This is a genomic window from Corynebacterium pseudodiphtheriticum DSM 44287 (assembly GCF_000688415.1).
Lineage (GTDB): Bacteria > Actinomycetota > Actinomycetes > Mycobacteriales > Mycobacteriaceae > Corynebacterium > Corynebacterium pseudodiphtheriticum.
The window spans coordinates 48,304-65,686 of sequence record NZ_JIAH01000007.1 but is presented as its reverse complement, the minus strand read 5'-3'; the positions used below and the strand labels follow the sequence as shown (position 1 = coordinate 65,686).

General features: G+C 53.3%; 14 protein-coding genes. 5 read left to right on the top strand and 9 right to left on the bottom strand.

Features of this window, described 5'->3' with window-relative positions:
* The first annotated feature begins 117 nt into the window (after nucleotides 1-117).
* Nucleotides 118-1,050: a hypothetical protein gene (locus tag O146_RS0105225; protein WP_027017868.1), complete on the top strand. Its 933-nt coding sequence runs from the start codon at nucleotides 118-120 to the stop codon at nucleotides 1,048-1,050.
* A gap of 3 nt (nucleotides 1,051-1,053) precedes the next feature.
* Nucleotides 1,054-2,520 carry a protein adenylyltransferase SelO gene (locus O146_RS0105220; RefSeq protein ID WP_051619274.1) on the top strand — a complete coding sequence of 489 codons (1,467 nt, stop codon included), beginning with the start codon at nucleotides 1,054-1,056 and terminating at the stop codon, nucleotides 2,518-2,520.
* Between the two features lie 132 nt (nucleotides 2,521-2,652).
* On the opposite strand, the gene mqo is transcribed toward O146_RS0105220, so the two are convergent.
* Nucleotides 2,653-4,149, bottom strand: coding sequence for a malate dehydrogenase (quinone) (mqo, locus tag O146_RS0105215; protein WP_027017866.1), 1,497 nt, complete (start codon nucleotides 4,147-4,149; stop codon nucleotides 2,653-2,655).
* Between the two features lie 266 nt (nucleotides 4,150-4,415).
* Between mqo and O146_RS11190 the strand changes: the two genes are divergently transcribed.
* Nucleotides 4,416-5,480: an alpha/beta hydrolase gene (locus tag O146_RS11190; RefSeq protein ID WP_023019322.1), complete on the top strand. Its 1,065-nt coding sequence runs from the start codon at nucleotides 4,416-4,418 to the stop codon at nucleotides 5,478-5,480.
* A 5-nt stretch (nucleotides 5,481-5,485) separates the two neighbouring features.
* The gene (mtr, locus tag O146_RS0105205; protein ID WP_425265830.1) at nucleotides 5,486-6,925 is read left to right on the top strand and encodes a mycothione reductase; all 1,440 of its coding nucleotides are present in this window, start codon (nucleotides 5,486-5,488) and stop codon (nucleotides 6,923-6,925) included.
* Between the two features lie 98 nt (nucleotides 6,926-7,023).
* On the opposite strand, the gene map is transcribed toward mtr, so the two are convergent.
* The 5 genes from map to dxr all read right to left on the bottom strand — a co-directional run bounded on the left by map (nucleotide 7,024) and on the right by dxr (nucleotide 13,751).
* A complete protein-coding gene (gene map / locus O146_RS0105200) occupies nucleotides 7,024-7,890 on the bottom strand; it encodes a type I methionyl aminopeptidase (protein WP_027017864.1) in 867 nt (288 codons plus the stop codon).
* Between the two features lie 246 nt (nucleotides 7,891-8,136).
* The gene (locus O146_RS0105195; protein WP_027017863.1) at nucleotides 8,137-9,990 is read right to left on the bottom strand and encodes a penicillin-binding transpeptidase domain-containing protein; all 1,854 of its coding nucleotides are present in this window, start codon (nucleotides 9,988-9,990) and stop codon (nucleotides 8,137-8,139) included.
* A 32-nt stretch (nucleotides 9,991-10,022) separates the two neighbouring features.
* Nucleotides 10,023-11,186, bottom strand: coding sequence for a flavodoxin-dependent (E)-4-hydroxy-3-methylbut-2-enyl-diphosphate synthase (ispG, locus tag O146_RS0105190; RefSeq protein WP_027017862.1), 1,164 nt, complete (start codon nucleotides 11,184-11,186; stop codon nucleotides 10,023-10,025).
* A 67-nt stretch (nucleotides 11,187-11,253) separates the two neighbouring features.
* Nucleotides 11,254-12,474: a M50 family metallopeptidase gene (locus tag O146_RS0105185; RefSeq protein ID WP_027017861.1), complete on the bottom strand. Its 1,221-nt coding sequence runs from the start codon at nucleotides 12,472-12,474 to the stop codon at nucleotides 11,254-11,256.
* Between the two features lie 68 nt (nucleotides 12,475-12,542).
* Nucleotides 12,543-13,751: a 1-deoxy-D-xylulose-5-phosphate reductoisomerase gene (gene dxr, locus O146_RS0105180; protein ID WP_051619291.1), complete on the bottom strand. Its 1,209-nt coding sequence runs from the start codon at nucleotides 13,749-13,751 to the stop codon at nucleotides 12,543-12,545.
* 174 nt (nucleotides 13,752-13,925) lie between these two features.
* Here dxr and O146_RS0105175 point away from each other — a divergent pair, with 174 nt between their 5' ends.
* The gene (locus O146_RS0105175) at nucleotides 13,926-14,363 is read left to right on the top strand and encodes a DUF2631 domain-containing protein (RefSeq protein ID WP_021352678.1); all 438 of its coding nucleotides are present in this window, start codon (nucleotides 13,926-13,928) and stop codon (nucleotides 14,361-14,363) included.
* A 162-nt stretch (nucleotides 14,364-14,525) separates the two neighbouring features.
* Here the strand turns inward: O146_RS0105175 and rlmN are convergent, their stop codons facing one another.
* From rlmN to frr, 3 genes are all read right to left on the bottom strand, one after another.
* A complete protein-coding gene (rlmN, locus tag O146_RS0105170; RefSeq protein WP_024272727.1) occupies nucleotides 14,526-15,653 on the bottom strand; it encodes a dual-specificity RNA methyltransferase RlmN in 1,128 nt (375 codons plus the stop codon).
* 40 nt (nucleotides 15,654-15,693) lie between these two features.
* The gene (locus tag O146_RS0105165) at nucleotides 15,694-16,587 is read right to left on the bottom strand and encodes a phosphatidate cytidylyltransferase (protein ID WP_021352680.1); all 894 of its coding nucleotides are present in this window, start codon (nucleotides 16,585-16,587) and stop codon (nucleotides 15,694-15,696) included.
* Nucleotides 16,588-16,763: 176 nt separating this feature from the next.
* Nucleotides 16,764-17,321 carry a ribosome recycling factor gene (frr, locus tag O146_RS0105160; protein ID WP_021352681.1) on the bottom strand — a complete coding sequence of 186 codons (558 nt, stop codon included), beginning with the start codon at nucleotides 17,319-17,321 and terminating at the stop codon, nucleotides 16,764-16,766.
* Nucleotides 17,322-17,383 lie beyond the last annotated feature (62 nt).

Below are 17,383 nucleotides of genomic sequence, written 5' to 3'. Positions count from 1 at the left end.
ATGAACGTGACCCCTGCTACACTTTGAGGGCCTCCACTTTGGTGGCAGCGAAGCCAAGCAGCTCGGGGCAAACCGTGTCCATATAGCACCGTGTCCATATAGCAAGGAGATTCGTTCATGACCCAAGATTTCTTCCACATCGGCGCAGAAAAACTGCGCGAATTGATGAGTCCAAAAAGCGCAGCCGATGCCCTAAGGCAAACGATTCTGGATGGATTCGACCCTGCCGATGATTTCGATAAAACCCGCGCAGTCGTCGACAAGGAAGATAACGCGAAATTCCTCCTCCTGCCAGCGATCAACCCGGATTATTTCGGGGCCAAGCTGATCACGGTCGCCCACATCAACCCATCCCGCGGCCGCGACACTGTACAAGGCACCTACGTACTGTTTTCCAACACCACCTACGGTCCGTTGTTCTCTATTGATGGTGCGGAACTGACCAACCTACGAACCCCGGCCGTAACGATGGCCGCTTTCAAAGATTTTATTGAGGCCCGGGATGAAGACCTCAAGGTCGCCATCTTCGGCTCCGGCGTGCAGGCACGAGCACATAAGGAAGCCATCGACGATAATTTTGGGCAGCGCAACCCGAGCTATACCTTCATTTCCCGTAACAATCCGGGCGACCTGGACAACTGGGTAGAGATTGGTTCCGAAGAAGCGAAAAAAGCTACCAAGCAAGCCGAGGTCGTGGTGTGCTCCACCTCTGCACACGAGGCCTACCTGGATATCGACGAAGTCCGCAGCGATGCACTGGTCGTTGCTTTAGGTGCCGGAAACCCCAACGACCGCGAGTTGACCACCAATTTCATGGAAAAAGCCCAGATCATCTTGGAAGGTGGCGATGTCACTCTGCAGTACGGCGGTGATGCCGCTCGTGCATTACAAGAAGGTGCGGACCTCTCCCACGCAGTCACCCTGCGCGACATCATCACCGGTGACAAGTCATTGCACCGCGAATCCCCGATTGTCTTTAAGACCACCGGTATGCCTTGGTTAGACTTGGCTGTTGCTGGTCGTATTGCAACCCAATTAGGAATTAAATAAACAGTGCAGCATCTGCACCACGACTTCGCTGATCATTTCCCAAATCTGTGCCTCGACTGGCGGGCTGCAAAGGCCCCAGCGCCTCAGATTGTGTGCCTCAATGAGCCGCTCGCCCACGAGCTGGGGCTAGATCCAAGCTGGTTGCGCAGCCCGGAAGGAATCGGCTTTTTATGTGGGACTCATCTGCCAGAAGGCGCACAGCCGGTAGCAATGGGCTATGCAGGTCATCAGTTTGGCCAGTTCTCACCCAGATTAGGTGATGGGCGCGCCCTCCTGCTGGGAGAAGTGAGAGATGGCGCGGGCAAACTACGTGATATTCATCTTAAGGGCTCCGGACCAACGGTATTCTCTCGCGGCGGTGACGGATGGGGCGCATTCGGGCCAATGCTGCGCGAATACTTGGTCTCGGAAGCTATGCACGCACTAGGTGTACCGACGACTCGTTCGTTGGCGGTAATTTCTACCGGCAGAGCAATTGCTCGCGAACGCGTAGTCCCGGGCGCACTGTTGGTGTGCGTTGCAAGCTCACATATCCGCATAGGCAGCTTTCAATATGCGCAACTAACCGGCGGCGAAGAGCTTGTGTGCAAACTCGCAGAATACACCCGTAATCGTCACTACCCGGACGCCGCTGATGCCCGCGAAGTTTTTCACCACGCCCTCGATGCACAATTAGCCACCGTCGCACAATGGATGCGCTTAGGTTTCATCCACGGCGTGCTGAATACCGATAACACCACGTTATCCGGCGAGACTATCGATTACGGCCCCTGCGCATTCATGGATGAATTTAACGAGCATGCAGTGTTTTCTTCCATTGATCACAGTGGCCGATACCGCTACCACAATCAACCACACATCATCGGATGGAACTTTGCACGATTAGCCGAAGCGATGTTGCCAACCTTTGCCGCTGATCCAGACGAGGCAGTGGGCTTCGCACAAGAAACCATGAATACATTTCAAGAACGTTGGCGTAAGGCACACAATTCCGAGCGGTGCCGTGCAATCGGCGTGGAATACAGCGAAGATAACGCCAAGCTTGCCGACGAATTCTACGAATTAATCGGCAAAGCGAACCCAGACTTAACCTCGGCACACCGGGCTCTAGTAGACGCGGCAGTCAGGGATAGGCACACAATCGCGGCTCCCGGAGTCGACACCGCAAGATCGCCGGTTAACGTGCTCGCTCGCCACCTTGGTGATACGGCACCAGCTCGGGAATGGATTGCTCGCTGGCTCAACCACGCGCCTAGCCCCCATGCACTCGCACGATTACATCCGATGATTATTCCGCGCAACCATCTGGTGGAAAACGCGCTAAGCTCGGCGACCGATGGCGATCTGGAGCCCTTCCACCAGCTACTCCACGCCGTAACGCATCCATTCGGCAAGAAGCATCCACCGGAATTCCTGAAGCCAGCGCCCCGAGAATTCAGCGCAACGTATCAAACCTTCTGCGGTACTTAGGCCACACAGGTTTTCAGAAGATGAAGGGCTCGCACCATTAGGTGCGAGCCCTTCATGCCATCAACCACCTCGGGCAAGACTGCCCGCTGGAGTTGCTCGAATGATTCTGCTTTCCAGCTTGTTTTCTTTGCCCTAGTCTTCCAGCTTCAGGGTCTTCTGCGTGAACTCCCACAATTCGTGGTACATCTTCTCATCCTTGAACAGCTTCGTTCCGTAGGACGGAATCATTTCATAAATCTTGTCTGCCCACTCAATCATCTTCTCGCCGAAGCAACGTTCCAACAGCTCTAGCATTGCGGCAGGCGCGATAGAAGCTCCTGGGGATGCACCAAGCAGGCCGGCGATCGATCCCTCAGTGTTGTTAATCAGAGCAGTACCAAATTCCAAGGATCCGAAACGCGGTGGAGCTGCTGGCTTAATAACCTGCACGCGCTGGCCGGCCGTAACGATCTCCCAGTCCTCGTTCTTTGCGTCTGGGACGTAATTACGCAAGTTTTCCATCCGCTGATCAAAGTCCTGCATCACCTCCGTGATCAGGTACTTGGTCAAGTTAAATTCTTGAACCGAAACTCCCAGGTAAGAAGGGATATTATCTGGGCGGATCGACTTGAACAGATCCAGATAAGAGCCCTTCTTTAAGAACTTCGGCGACCAACCACCATACGGACCAAACATCAGGCCCTTCTTGCCGTCGATCACGCGGGTGTCCAAGTGCGGAACCGACATTGGCGGGGCATTTTTGGTCATGGCTTGCCCATAGACCTTGGCGTAGTGATTGTCGATCAGCTCTGGGTTCGTCGAACGTAGCCACAGACCAGAGACCGGGAAGCCCGCGTAGCCATGCACCTCAGACAAACCTGCTTTACGCAACAGGTCGAGTGCGTAACCACCGGCACCCACGAACACGAAGTTGGCTTTCACTACACTAGTATCGCCAGTGTGTAGATTTTTGACGGTTACTTTCCACTTGTTTCCGTCCTTATGGAGTTTTTTAACCTCGTGCCCATAGCGCATTTCGGTGCCAGCGGCCTTCGCTGCGGTAAAGAACTGCTTGGTCAAGGCACCAAAGTTGATGTCAGTGCCTTTGTCCGTCCAAGAGATCGCAACTTTTTCGTTGTCATTCCGGCCGCTCGCCATCACAGGCAGCTTCTCCGCAAATTCATCGCGGTCGTCGGTGAACTTCATGTCTGGGAACATGTGGTTACCGCGCAGTGCTGCAAACCGGCGCTCGATATAGCCAACCTGGTCGGTTCCCTTACCAAAAGACACGTGTGGAACTTTGTTAATAAATTCCTTGGGATCCGACAAGATTCCGTTATTAAGCTGGTGCGCCCAGAATTGACGAGAAATCTGAAATTTCTCGTTCACCCCCACGGCCTTAGACAGGTCAATGGTGCCGTTCTTTTCTGGGGTGTAGTTCAGTTCGCAAAGTGCGGAGTGACCAGTGCCCGCGTTATTCCACGGCGACGAGGATTCCATGGCCGGAGCATCCAGACGCTCAATAACCATTTGTGACCAACTAGGTTCCAGTTCACGGAGCATGGCACCGAGCGTGGCGCTCATGATTCCTCCGCCGACAAGAACAATGTCTACATCATCGGTGGGTTTCGGGTTTGGGTTTTTGGACACCTGACTACCTCTTCGTATTCGATTGCACCACTTCCGCCACGCGCAAACGGCTACGCCCGAAAAGTTGAGCGCTTCGCGATACGCACAGCGAAAATTTACTCGCCTTTTACCATACGCCCCGTGTGAGCTAATACGCGAATAACTGTGGCATGTTTATCCCCTGCATCATTTTCTGCAGCACAAAACGGATTTCCTTGTGCAACAAACACTGCCCGCTCCACGCCTGTACCTAACACGAAAGCAAACCTTGCACCTAGACTGTTGCCATGCATAACTCTTGGGAGACCGACAGCCTGCTCGGAGCCCCGTTCGAGCAGTTCACTTTTAATTTCGGAATCGAGCCAACAGAAAACACCACGGCTTATGCGACACTCGTGCGTTACCCAGGGCCCCATCACCCCGCCGCGCACGAGCGGGATACCGCTGTGCCTGCTTCTGAACCCCTTGCCGACGATTGGGCGAGCCGGCCGGCAATCTTATGGATTCATGGGCTCACTGATTACTTTTTTCACCAGCACGTGGCACACTACTTCCACGAGCACGGATTCGCCTTCTACGCGCTTGATTTACGTAAATGCGGTCGCTCTCTGCGCGCAGACCAAACACCACACCACTGCCTGAATGTCGCAGAGTACTACGAAGAGCTTGATGCAGCAGCCGAACTTATCGCACAAGCACACAACCAGGCGCCGAACAAACGAATCATCCCATTAGCCCACTCGACTGGCGGATTAATCGCGCCACTCTGGCTTGACTACCTACGTCGGGAAAAACCACAGCTGCATGCACATTGTGCTGCCTTGGTTCTGAATAGCCCCTGGATGGAGCTACCAGTCGCTGATATTTTGGCAAAAATCGCGCGCCCAGTGCTGGCAGGCGTCGGCAAGATGTTTCCTGGTCTCCCGTTTCCAGGTGGTGTCATGGACTTGTATGGTCGCTCACTGCACAAAAACTACGACGGCGAATGGGACATTGATTTAAGATTTAAGCCATTGCACAGCTTCGAAAAGCATATGGGCTGGATCCGCGCAATCATCAAAGCACAAGGCCGCATCCACCGCGATGAAATAAATACCGGAGTTCCGGTGTTGACATTGTCGTCAGCACAATCAGCGGTAGGAACTTCCACCATGGATAAAGCTCACCAGGCCGATATCATCTTGGCCGTTGAACACATGTGGACATGGACGCCACACTTGGCGCCAGACGTCACGCTTGCCCCTATACAAGGAGCAATGCACGATGTATTTCTTTCCCGCCTGTCTGTGCGTGAACAAGCATTCGAGACTACCCTGAAGTGGCTACACCGAAACGGAGCAATCGCAAACTAATGAGCATGGAATCTTCAATGACATCATCCGCAACGAATAATTCTGCACAGCCTAAGCACTCCAAGCATTATGACCTGGTGATCATCGGTACCGGCTCGGCAAATTCGATTCCAGACGAGAATTTTGCACATAAATCAATCGCGATTATCGAAAAGGGTCGATTCGGCGGAACCTGTCTAAACGTCGGATGTATTCCAACGAAAATGTATGTCTACGCTGCGGATATCGCATTAGCAGCACGCACATCACAAGACCTGGGCATCCATGGTGAAATCACCAAAGTTGATTGGAATTCCATCGTGGAACGCGTATTCGCCAACCGGATTGACCTCATCGCGCAGGGCGGCGAAGAATATCGCCGTGGCGACGAATGCCCAAATATTGACGTTTACACCGGCCATGCAGCTTTTAACGGACCAAAATCGATTACCGTGACAGGTGCCGGTGCTGATGGTTCTGATTGCATCGTTACCGGCGATGAAATCGTGATTGCTACTGGCTCCCGTCCAATGATTCCAAGGCCAATCGCCGAATCTGGTGCACAGTTCTATACCAACGAAGACATCATGCGTTTGGACAAGCAACCAGAATCGATGATTATTGTTGGTGCCGGATTTATCGCTATGGAATTCGCACATGTCTTCCACGGTCTGGGCACGAACGTCACTGTTGCAGTTCGCGGCCAAGAGTTACTGAAACACTTGGATCACGACATCAAGTCCCGCTTCAACAAGGCGATGACTGATGCCGTCGATGTTCGCTTTGGCTTGAACATCACGGATGTGGAAAATACCGATCATGGTGTCCGCGTAACCTACGACGACGGAAGCACCCAGGAAGCAGATGTCCTGTTGGTCGCCACCGGACGCGTGCCTAACGGCGATCAAATGCATCTGGATACCGCGGGCATCGAAATGCGCGAAGACGGACGTGTGAAAGTCGACGACTACGGCCGCACGACTGCAGATGGAGTCTGGGCACTCGGCGATGTATCCTCGCCGTACATGCTGAAGCACGTCGCTAATGCAGAGACCCGAGCCCTCAAGCACAATATGCTGCACCCAGAAGATCTGCGCCCGATGCCGCACGACCACGTGCCATCAGCGATTTTCACGCATCCGCAGATCGCCACCGTCGGCATGACCGAGGACGAAGCCAAAGAGGCTGGTTTCGATATCACCGTGAAGGTACAAAACTACGGTGACGTCGCTTATGGCTGGGCCATGAATGATTCACAAGGCATATGCAAACTGATTGCTGATCGCAAAACCGGGCGACTACTCGGAGCGCACTACTTCGGTGCGCAAGCATCCACTCTGATCCAACAAATGGTACAGGTGATGGCCTTTGACCAAGACGTGCGTGATGTAGCAACCAAGCAGTACTGGATTCACCCAGCGCTGCCAGAACTCACGGAAAACGCGCTCCTCGGCCTAGAATTCTAGGCTGGAATTTTCAATATATTCCTGAGCAAAATCAAGGCGCTGCCGACGTTGCAAGCACAGTCGGCAGCGCCATTAGCTGATTCTCTAAAAGGCCGGTTTTAAATGGTCGGCTTTGTCAGAATCTCGTTACCGTCGTCAGTGATGACGATTGTGTGCTCAAATTGAGCTGTGAATTTGCCGTCAGAGTTTTGGATAGTCCAATCATCATCCCAAACGTCATAATCTAGCGATCCCAGGTTGATCATTGGCTCAATAGTCAACGTCATGCCCGGCTCTAGGACATCCCGGTAGTGGTCAGAATCGTAGTGTAAGACGACCAGACCATTGTGGAAAGTCGGTCCAACGCCGTGACCCGTGAAATCACGCACCACGTTGTAGCCGAAACGGTTGGCATAGGATTCAATCACACGTCCAATGACGTTGACTTCCCTGCCTGGCTTCGCCACCTTAATCGCGCGCATCATGGCTTCTTCCGTGCGTTCTACGAGCAACCGGTGTTCTTCTGATACCTCACCAGCCAAAAACGTACGATTGGTATCGCCATGGACGCCGTTTTTGTATGCGGTGACGTCGATATTGACGATGTCACCTTCCTGAATCACGGTGGTATCCGGGATCCCGTGGCAGACGATCTCATTGAGTGAAGTACAGCAGGATTTCGGGTAACTCATATAGCCAAGGGTCGACGGATAAGCGCCATGGTCACACATGTATTCATGAGCAATGCGGTCAAGTTCATCGGTGGTCACACCCGGGGCTACGGCACGGCCTGCTTCTTCAAGTGCGTTCGCCGCAATCTCGCAAGATTCGCGCATAGCCTCAATGGTTTCTGGTTTTTGAATGAACGGCTCACCAATATTTTCTTGGACGGTGTCCTTCCATACGTATTCTGGGCGCTCGATGTTATCCGGAACAGTACGGAGAGGAGTTGGCTTGCCTGGGGAGAGCTTTCCACGTTGAGTCATGACTCCCCATGGTAGTAGCTAGGTAGCTTTCTTGGTGAACCAGGCACCAGCAGCAACGCCACGATTCCGAGTGACAAGACACGACCCAGTCCAACGCTGCACATCCTTCTATCCAAGGCCGGGGCGTTATTTGCTGTCTCAGACAGCCTAGGGTCGGTTGTTGCTGCCGGTCTGTCTATAGATTCACTGCCTGACATGAATTAAGCAAAACGCAGATCACAGACCGCTGTGCTTTACCTCGCTTCATTATTCTTCAAGCGGACCCGGTTCCGCGTAAGCACCCGCCCCTGCCCGGAGTTCATCAAGACGTTGGAAGAAACGGTCAGAGACATTGACCGCCGTTGTCGAACCTCCCCCGTCAACGATCAGCGTCGCGAAGGCAATGTCGTCGTCCCGGAACCCAGTAAACCAAGCATGCGAACCCCCGGAATATTCCGCTTCACCAGTCTTTCCGTGAATCGTGCCACCGGCTTGCATACCCGCAGCAGTTCCCGAAACAACGACTTCCCGCATCATCGAGCGCAAACCATCAATGGCTGCCGGGGAAGGACCAGGAAGTTCTTCACTCGGTTTAGTTTCGTGCCCTTCGATCAGCGTCGGCACAGGACGATACCCCGCAGCCACCGTCGACGACACCAAAGCAAAGCCGAATGGGCTAGCTAGATCCAGGCCCTGGCCATAACCGGCTTCCGTACGTTCAAACGCAGTTTCTCCTTCCGGGATTTCCCCAGTGATGGTCAGCAATCCCGGAATATCGTAATCAATTCCCAGGCCAAATTTCTTGCCAGTCTGTTCCAATTCACCCGGCGCAAGGTTCGTCGACATCTCAGCAAAGGTCGTGTTACAGGATGCCGCGAATGCGCGCTGCAACGGGACTGTGCCTAGCGAGAATTGGTTGTAGTTGACCACGGTACGGCCCTGAATATTCATTACTCCAGGACAGCCCACGGAGTTTTGTGGGTTAAGCCCTTGATGCTCGATCCCGGCTGCCGCGGTAATAATCTTGAACACAGAACCAGGCGGGTAATGCCCATTAAGCGCAATATCGCCGTCTTTATCCGCTGCTGGCGTTTGAGCGACTGCAAGAATTTCACCAGTCGATGGCCTCATGGCAACCAACATTGTCTGTTTGTCCTGCCGCAGAGCAACGGCATCTTGTGCAGCCCGCTGGACGTTGTAATCGATCGCGATTTTTAGTGCCGGGGCCGGATCTGCTTCATGCACGCTCACGTCGGAAAGCGCAGCACCGTGGGGATTAACCACACTAACTTTCCAACCGTTCGCACCTTCCAGGTCATCGCCGACGATGCGAGTCACGCGCGACATAATGTCCGGAGCAAAGTCTTTTTCCAGAGGAACCATCGCGGGTTCTTCGTTCAATCGAACTCCGGGAATATCAGAAAGATCGTCGACAATCGTTGGGCCTGCATCAGCAGAATACACCCCCACCGAATAGATCCCGTCGATGCTTTCTAATGATGACGCTAGTTCTCCGGCATCTAAGGGCGATATCGTCGCATCACGCCCACTAGCAGCATTGACTGCGCTAGCGATGCGCGCTGCAGCCGCACGCGGATCTTCCAGCTGCGCAGCATCAACCAACAACCGGTGCGATACTCCCGGCGATAGGAGCTCCACCCCGTCTGACGAAACCACGCTGGCACGAGCTGCCTCTACTGCGCGGAGTTCCAAATGCTGGTTAGCTCCAAGATCCGGGTGAATAATAGTGGGCTTATAACGGACCGTCCACTCATCGGAGGCCTTAGTCAGCGTCATCTCTGTTTCATAAACCAATTCGCGATCACGCGGAAGATTCCAATGCATGGAATAACGTGCAGTTGCGATGGAGTCGTTGACGTCAACGTCGGCAAGCGTTGTGGTTAAGCCTTCTGCTTGCAAGCCGGTGAAAGTTTCATCGATTGCTTGCACAGCACTCTGAGGATTATCGATTACCTCAGATAAAGCCTCCGCATCACGCTCAGCCATCGCATCCAAAAAATCTTGGGCGACTGGATCTGCAGAGGCAGGCTTCGGGGTACACGCCACCAGCGTAGAGCCGCTAATAACGGCAGAAACCAGCAGCGCAACCGTCTTTTTCATAGCGAGAAGACTAACACGCCAAAGGCACGGTTTTAGGAAGTGACGCGCACATCAGCCTTTGCGCCTTCTTGCGCTTCCAAACCTTGCTCCTCAGCGATGATGTTTGCCTGCTCAATCAGCGTTTCTACGATCTGCGATTCTGGGACGGTTTTGACGACTTGCCCCTTCACAAAAATCTGGCCTTTTCCGTTGCCGGATGCCACACCAAGGTCTGCATCGCGGGCCTCGCCAGGGCCATTAACGACGCATCCCATCACGGCCACCCGCAACGGGAATTCCAAACCGTCGAGGCCTTCAGTAACTTCTTCCGCCAATTTGTAGACATTCACTTGGGCACGACCACAGGACGGGCACGAGACGATCTCCAATTTGCGTTCCTTCAGGTTCATTGCCTGCAGGATCTGTTCACCGACCTTGATCTCTTCCACCGGGTCCGCAGACAAAGAAACGCGAATTGTATCGCCAATTCCCTGTGATAGCAGAGCACCAAAGGCAACCGAGGATTTAATGGTTCCCATCATCAACGGACCAGCTTCGGTCACACCTAAATGCAAGGGGTAATCCGTTTTTGCAGCTAATTGACGGTAAGCCTCCACCATGAGCACCGGATCGGAGTGCTTCACCGAAATGGCAATGTCCCCGAAACCGTGCTCTTCAAACAGAGAAGCCTCCCAAATGGCGGATTCGACCAGGGCCTCTGGGGTGGCTTTGCCGTATTTCTCCAACAACCGCTTATCCAGTGAGCCACCATTGACGCCGATACGGATGGGAATGCCCGCATCGCCTGCCGCCTTGGCGACTTCTTTCACGCGGCCATCGAATTCTTTAATATTGCCGGGATTAACGCGCACCGCAGCGCAACCAGCATCAATGGCCTGGAAAATGTATTTCGGCTGGAAGTGAATATCCGCAATGACCGGAATCGGAGACTTCTTAGCAATCGTCGGCAAAGCTTCAGCATCGACAGGCTTCGGGCACGCAACCCGGACGATATCGCAGCCCGTCGCCGTAAGCTGGGCAATCTGCTGCAGCGTAGCGTTAATATCGTGGGTTTTCGTTGTCGTCATCGACTGCACAGAAACCGGATAATCCGATCCGACTCCCACATCACCGACCATAATCTGACGTGTTTTCCGCCGCGGAGCCAGAGTTGGCGGCGGACCTTCCGGCATTCCGAGTCCAATCGGAGTTGGCATGTACTCTCCTTGCAAATTGCGAATGTGCTGGCAATATTCTAGCACTGCCTGCTGGTGCTACCCATTGCTAAAACAGTGCGATTGGATTCACGATATCCGCGATAATTACGATGACGCCCACCGTTAACAACATCGCAGCCATGCCGTACGTCAGCGGCAGCAATTTCTCGTAGTTTGCTGGGCCGCCAGGTTCTTGTCCCCGTAGTCGGCGAAGCAGGTTGCGGACCTTTTCCCACAGCACTACCGCAATGTGACCGCCATCGAAAGGCGGTAATGGAATCATGTTAAACAGTGCGAGAAAAAAATTAAGTGTTGCCAGCATCATCCAAAACATTGGCCATAATTCACGCTCGACGAGCTCACCACCCGCACGCGAGGCACCTACCACACTTATTGGGCTATCCTGCTCCCGTTCAGCCCCGAATATAGAAGCGGCGACTGCGGGGATCTTGCTTGGGAACGCAATGATGCCCTCAACCGTCGCTTGCAACATAAACCAGGAATATTCAAAACTAGCTGGAATTGCCCCGGCAACGCTGTAATCCCGATGCACGTCCAAAGGAGCACTTGCTAAACCTACCGATCCCACGGTTCGTGGTTGCCCCTCGGCGTCATAACGCACCACCGAATCTAGTTCTACATCCAACTGTAGTTCACGGCCGTTACGCTCGATATCCAGCGTGATGGTTTCCCCTGGCCGGGATTGCACCTCATCGCGGAACTGCATGAAGTTATCAAGCTTTTCGCCGTTAAAACCGGTGATAATATCTCCGGACTGCACCCCGGCCTGACCGCCAGCTCCCTGCCCTGTGCAATTTTCTAGCTCAGCAGGCGCATCAGACTGGGTGGGCGCTTTTTGGTCTGCAGAGCACGTAACCTCACCAACGGTGGCGCGAACATCAGCGTGCGGATCTGGCAGCCCAGCACTAGCAGCAACTAAGAATAAGATCAGCAAACCGAGCACAATATTGACGAACGGACCGGCTGCCAAGACCACGATTCGTTGCCAAGCTGGCTTGGAATACATGGCGTGGGGTTTTTCGTCCTCGGTCATCTCATCCATCGCGGTCATACCCGCGATATCGCAAAAACCGCCAAGAGGCAGTGCTGCCAGGCCGTACCGCGTATGTCCCTTAGTAAAAGAGAACACCGAAGGGCCAAACCCAACGTAGAAACGACGCACGCGCATCCCAAATGCCCGGGCAGAAACCATATGTCCTGCTTCATGCAAGGCAATAGTGACCGCAATGCCCAGCGCAAACAAGAAAATGCCAAGAATAAAAGCCATCGCGAAAACTCTACCTCAACTGCACGCTAATTCAGACGGATATGTTCTAGATCTCTACTGCCGAGCCACTAGTGCAGCGCTGCAATATGCTCACGGGCGATACGCCGGGCTGCAGTTTCGAGTTCATAAACATCATCCAAACTGCTAGCAAGTGGCCCTGGTCTTCCTGCAAACATATCCATCACCGCTCCAACGAGGTCAACAATCTGCGGAAAATGGATTTGCTCGCGCAAAAATGCCCCGGCGGCTTCTTCATTAGCCGCGTTGAATACGGCCGGCATTCCGTCGGTGGCTAGAGCAGTACGCGCCAAATTTAAAGCGGGAAACGCCTCATTATCCACGGGCAGAAAATCCCAAGACTGTGCATCCTGCCAGTTCAAAGACGGTTGCGCATGTGGCACCCGGTCGGGCCAAGCTAAAGCGAGTGCTATGGGCAGCTTCATTGAAGGCGGTGAGGCCTGTGCGAGCGTCGAGCCATCATAAAAGGTCGCTGCAGAATGCACAATCGACTGCGGGTGCACAACCACATCGATACTGCTAGCAGGGAAATCGAATAAATAACTAGCCTCAATCAGTTCCAGGCCTTTATTTACCAAAGTGGCCGAATTAAGCGTATTCATCTGCCCCATCGACCAGGTTGGGTGTGCTGCCGCTTGTTGCGGAGTCACCTCCCACATACGGCTACGGTTCCAACCGCGAAAGGGCCCTCCAGAAGCTGTTAGTACCAAACGCGAGACCTCTTCACGACGACCAGAGCGCAGAGCTTGTGCCATGGCAGAATGCTCGGAATCAACGGGGACAATCTGACCCTCATTAGCTTTTTCGAGCACCCACCGACCGCCAGCTACCAATGATTCTTTATTCGCCAACGCCAACGTCGAGCCCGCTTCGAGAGCCGCAAGAGTAACCGGCAACCCTCGCGAGCCATCCATGGCATTGAGTACGACATCAGCCTGCGTGGCTGCACACAATGCAGCAGCAGCATCTGGGCCTCCCATGATGTTTGCGCCGAGCTCCTGGGAAACTTTTCTCGCGACATCGTTATCAGCGATGGCGAGGCAATCTGCGGGAATCGAAAAATCTCGTGCCTGCTGACAAAAAAGCTCTATGCGCGAGCCTCCTGCCGCAAGGCCAACTAACTGGAACTTGTCTGGGTTATCAGCGATCAATTCCAGAGCTTGCGTGCCAATCGAACCTGTCGAGCCCACTACTACAACAGTGCGGGGGGATGCAGATTTCCGGGACGAAGACTGGTGGTCTAGTTGTGCGAGATTCACAGCCGTTACTTTATCGTCTAGCGACATTAATCGCTTTATGCCCGCCGATATGCGAGAATAATGGCAGCTATATTTTAGGTTCGGTAACTACCGCCACAGTGAATTCTCCGGGTTCTCCTCGGCGGTGTGCCGTACACAGGTTTTAACTGACGTTGATGTGAAGGAGTATCCGCTGTGGCTTCCCATGAACCCGCACCGCAGGTACATAATGGTGTATCTACCCTCGATGTTCCCTCGGCTGCCTGGGGTTACAGCGCCGTTAAGCGCACCACCATCCAGGTAACTGGCTGGCTTTCCGTTCTGTGGCTCTTGGGCTTGAACTTCGGCAACCACGAAGGCCATGTCGAGACCATTTACTTATTCCTCTTCGCGATCTTGATCGCAGTCGGCCTGCTCATTCACCTGTTTGAGCCAAAGCTATCGCAAGTACGCACCATTACTGGTCGAAACAAGGGTGAAAACCACAAAGAACCAGAATGGGCCTATCAACAGGCAACTTTGACCGGTGTCTATGCTGACCTGACTGATTCCCAGTTGCGCTCTATGAACATCGACCCTGCTCGTGTTGCTCAGCTGCGTGCCGGCCAGCGCAACGAAGCGATCGAAGGCTAAGCACCCTTCCCGGCCTGATTTCCACGGCCAGCTACAGCATGCCGGCCAGCAAATTGCCGTATCAGACTAATAGCCACCCCAGTTTCGGGGTGGCTATTAGTCTGTCTGGGGTCATAAATCGAGGGGAATCAAAGCTCACACAAAAAGCTAAGCAAAGGCTTTCTAAGCGCGGGCCTCGGCCTCCATTTTCCTACCAGCTTCTTCTTCAGCAGCCAACTGACCACAAGCCGCCGCGATTTCTTGCCCCTTAGTATCACGAACAGTACACGGCACCCACTGAGAAACTCTGCGAACAAACTCGTCTTGCCTATCTTTTGGCGAGGCATCCCATTCCGATCCCGGAGTTGGATTCAGTGGAATAACGTTCACGTGCACCTTGGTGCCCAAAGCATTCCATAATTTCTCACCAAGTAAATCCGCCCGCCAGTCCTGGTCATTCTTATCCCGGATTAAAGCATATTCAATGGATACGCGACGCGAAGTTTTCTCCACATAATACTTCGCCGCAGCAAGCACTTCTTCCACGGACCAACGATTATTTACTGGTACTAAGGTGTCACGGAATTCATCGTCTGGGGTATGCAAAGATACTGCGAGCGTAACGTTCATTTGTTCGTCGGCAAGCTTGCGAATAGCCGGAGCCAACCCCACAGTGGAAACCGTCACGTTGCGTGCAGAAATCCCAAACCCCTTGGGGCCGGGAGCAATAATTTGGGCAACAGTTTCCTTAACACGTTTATAGTTCGCCAGAGGCTCCCCCATCCCCATGAATACGATATTCGACAAACGAGAACCTTCGGCGGCCAAGGTTTTAGCCGCATGGCGGACCTGCTCTGTCATTTCTGCAACCGAAAGGTTACGATCCAATCCGCCTTGGCCAGTTGCACAAAACGGACAGTTCATACCGCAGCCCGCTTGCGAAGATATGCAAAGCGTGGCGCGATTCGGATAACGCATCACCACCGATTCCAGCAGTGTCCCGTCGTGCAAGCGCCACAACGACTTTGATGTGTGGCCGTCATCTGTTTCCTTGGAATACAGGTGCGTCATCAGTTGTGGGAACAACGCTTCGGCAACTTTGTCACGGGCATCGGCCGGGAGATCTGTCATCGTCGATGGATCTGCTTCATAACGCTCGTAATAATGACGAGCAATCTGGTTAGCCCGGAATTTTGGTAGCCCCAACTCGGCCAACGCAGCAATGCGCTGTTCGTCACTCAAATCCGCAAAATGCTTCGGCGGAAGGCCCCGCTTCGGGGAGGAAAAATCGAGTTTTACAGGTTGTGGCATGACGACCATACTGCCTTGTTCGGCGGGCAGGAACAAATCACTATGAGCTATATTGCACCAGTGCGTTGATCAATAGCCACGTTGCCATAGCAGCGGGCAACATGCCGTCAATTCGATCCATGACCCCACCATGGGCAGGAAGTATCGCAGACATGTCTTTGATGCCAAATTCGCGTTTGAATTGCGACTCCACAAGATCACCGAGAGTGGCACAGATGACCAGTCCCAGCCCTAAGACGATGCCGATTCGCCAGTCATCATGTAATAAGAAATGTACAGTTAATGCGCCCGTGGTAATGCCAAATAGAACTGAGCCTGCGAAGCCCTCCCAAGACTTCTTTGGACTCACTGCAGGAGCCATCGGGTGTGCGCCAAACATTACGCCAGCAGCATAACCACCGACGTCAGAAGCAACGACACACAACATGAAAGTTGCGATCGAAGCACTCCCCGACGCCCAAGGGGTAGACAAATGCGAGAGCATAGCCGCGAACGAGGCAAACAATGGGATCCACATCAGCACGAAAACGCCGACGGACATATCCCGCAGGTAATTCTGCGGAGCAGAATGCCGACCGTTATGGAACAACCGCCCGAACATCAAAATGAGAACGGACGCGACAAAAGCCGTTACCAATCCTGTGAGCTCAAATGGCCAGGAAAGCCATACCATCGCCTGGCCCATGAATATCATTTGATAAAACGGCAGGCTATAGGAATTCTCACGCAGTCGGGACAATACTTCCCACATTGCGACGGCCACTCCGACCGAGACCACTGGGTACCAAGCAACCGGACCGATCAATAGCGCACCGATTACTAGCGCTCCCAGCAGCACACCAACCAGGATCGCGACCCTAAGATCACGGCCAGCATCGTTTTTAGGGTATGGAAGATGGCCACGTAGTGACCAAGTAGATCTAGATTCTTTCATACCCCTCCTCAAGGCTATTGTTACGGAATGCATGGCACAGCAGGCGGAAACACCGTTGTAGGTATCTTCTCGCTTTCCGCCTAGGTACCTGGGAATTACTTGCTCGTTGTAGAAAGACGTCGCACTGCGAGTAAACCGCGCTCACAGTGCGACGTAAGCAGAATTGAGGAGGTAGTTTAAACTTCCATCAATTCGGATTCCTTGTTGTTTACGACGTCGTCGATTGACTCGACGTATTTCGCAGTAACTTTTTCCATCTCTGCTTCAGCAGCCTTAACTTCGTCTTCGCCGCTGTCTCCGTCTTTTTGTAGTTTCTTAAGCTGCTCCATCGCTTTACGGCGCACATTACGGATAGCGATCTTGCCATCCTCGCCCTTGGAGCGAGCAAGCTTCACCATGTCTTTACGACGTTCTTCAGTGAGCTGTGGGATAGTGACCCGCAAGACATGACCATCATTGGTGGGGTTAACCCCCAGATCAGAATTCCGGATGGCATTTTCAATCTCACCGATCATGGACTGCTCATAAGGCTTAATCAGCAGCATACGAGGCTCAGGAACCGAAACCGTCGCCATCTGCGTAATTGGGGTAGGAGCACCGTAGTACTCCGCAACCAGACCGTTAAACATGGATGGGTTCGCCCGACCAGTACGAATAGTGGTGAGGTCTTCGCGTGTGTGCTCAACAGAAGCCGCCATACGCTCTTCTGCTTCCAGCAAAATATCGTCAATCATGAATAGATCCTGTACTTAATCGTGTATTACAGATTTGAAAAGTGTCTAGCCCAGCCAGCTAG

Coding starts and splice junctions, on each gene's coding strand:
- O146_RS0105225 (WP_027017868.1), top strand. CDS start 118: ATGACCCAAGATTTCTTCCACATCGGCGCAGAAAAACTGCGCGAATTG.
- O146_RS11190 (WP_023019322.1), top strand. CDS start 4,416: ATGCATAACTCTTGGGAGACCGACAGCCTGCTCGGAGCCCCGTTCGAG.
- mtr (WP_425265830.1), top strand. CDS start 5,486: ATGGAATCTTCAATGACATCATCCGCAACGAATAATTCTGCACAGCCT.
- map (WP_027017864.1), bottom strand. CDS start 7,890: ATGACTCAACGTGGAAAGCTCTCCCCAGGCAAGCCAACTCCTCTCCGT.
- O146_RS0105195 (WP_027017863.1), bottom strand. CDS start 9,990: ATGAAAAAGACGGTTGCGCTGCTGGTTTCTGCCGTTATTAGCGGCTCT.
- ispG (WP_027017862.1), bottom strand. CDS start 11,186: ATGCCAACTCCGATTGGACTCGGAATGCCGGAAGGTCCGCCGCCAACT.
- O146_RS0105185 (WP_027017861.1), bottom strand. CDS start 12,474: ATGGCTTTTATTCTTGGCATTTTCTTGTTTGCGCTGGGCATTGCGGTC.
- rlmN (WP_024272727.1), bottom strand. CDS start 15,653: ATGCCACAACCTGTAAAACTCGATTTTTCCTCCCCGAAGCGGGGCCTT.
- O146_RS0105165 (WP_021352680.1), bottom strand. CDS start 16,587: ATGAAAGAATCTAGATCTACTTGGTCACTACGTGGCCATCTTCCATAC.
- frr (WP_021352681.1), bottom strand. CDS start 17,321: ATGATTGACGATATTTTGCTGGAAGCAGAAGAGCGTATGGCGGCTTCT.